This window comes from Oleiphilus sp. HI0067 (assembly GCF_001635735.1).
Genome location: NZ_LWFI01000528.1, coordinates 1 through 1,425, shown reverse-complemented (window position 1 = coordinate 1,425; position 1,425 = coordinate 1). Strand labels below are relative to the sequence as shown.

Here is a 1,425-nt window from a genome sequence, read left to right as displayed (position 1 = left end):
GCAGACGAGGCACTAAACAAACCTACTTACGTTTCCCTGCTAGGTCTTGAAGGCGCTAGAGAGAAGCTAGAAGGTCTGCACAAAGATTGCCTATCTAGCCTCAATCGCTTAAACGACCGTGATATTGACGAACTGAGAGAAATTGCAGATTACGTCATTAGACGCATTCATTAAGCGAAGAAGAAAAAGCCNTGAAAAATAGACTTTCTGATATACTCGAACCCCAAGCGAAACCATAACAGCGAACCAGATGTACGATCTTCATACTTTTAACGACATCCCAACAGAGCGACCGTCTACGCCCTTGCTCGATAAGATCGAATCTCCGCACCAGTTGCGACTGCTATCTGCAGAGCAGATGGAAAAGTTATGCTACGAATTGCGGCACTTCTTACTTTATAGCGTAGGACAATCAGGCGGGCATTTTGGGGCAGGATTAGGAGTCGTTGAACTGACAGCTGCCTTGCACTATGTGTTCAACACGCCGGAAGATCGCATAGTATGGGACGTGGGTCACCAAGCTTATCCTCACAAAATTCTGACAGGCCGCCGAGACGCTATGCCTCGCATTCGTCAGCAGGATGGTCCAGCTGCTTTTCCAACGCGATCGGAAAGTGAGTACGACACGTTTGGAGTTGGCCACTCGAGCACTTCCATCAGTGCCGCACTTGGCATGGCTTTAGCAGCAAAACACAAAGGTGAGAATCGTAGAGCAATTGCAGTCATCGGAGACGGCGCGTTAACCGCTGGCATGGCGTTTGAAGCACTTGCCCACGCAGGCGACATTTATCCTAACCTGCTCGTCATTCTTAACGACAATGACATGTCGATCTCCAACAATGTTGGCGGCTTAAAAAATCACTTAGCACAAATCCTTTCAAGCAAGGCATACAATCAAGTACGTGACGGTAGTAAGCGTGTATTGAGCGGCACACCGAGCCTTCGTGAATTTGCTCGTAAAACCGAGGAGCATGTCAAAGGTCTAATGGCCCCAAGCACCTTGTTTGAAGAACTAGGCTTCAACTATATTGGCCCAATTGATGGCCATGACCTGCCACTACTAATTCAAACACTTGATAACATGAACCACATGAGCGGCCCTCAGTTCCTGCATGTTGTCACGAAAAAAGGGCGTGGATTCGCTCCTGCCGAATCCGATCCTATTGGCTACCATGCAATCAACAAAATCGAAGCCAAGCAAGCCAACCAAAACATCGCAACTGCCAAGAAAAAGCCGAGCTACTCAAATATCTTTGGTCAATGGATTTGTGATGCAGCAAAAGCTGATCAACGCATCATTGGGATCACACCAGCAATGAAAGAGGGATCAGACCTTGTATCTTTTGCCGAACAATTTCCCGAACGCTATTACGATGTCGCTATTGCTGAACAGCATGCGGTTACACTAGCTGCTGGCATGGCATG

Annotated in this window: 1 protein-coding gene; it reads left to right on the top strand. The window is 47.8% G+C overall.

All coding sequences use genetic code 11. The features are described 5' to 3' along the window. Positions 1 to 250: 250 nt before the first annotated feature. Positions 251 to 1,425: 1-deoxy-D-xylulose-5-phosphate synthase (gene dxs / locus A3739_RS06195; RefSeq protein ID WP_068500700.1), on the top strand; the 1,175-nt coding region annotated here is incomplete at its 3' end.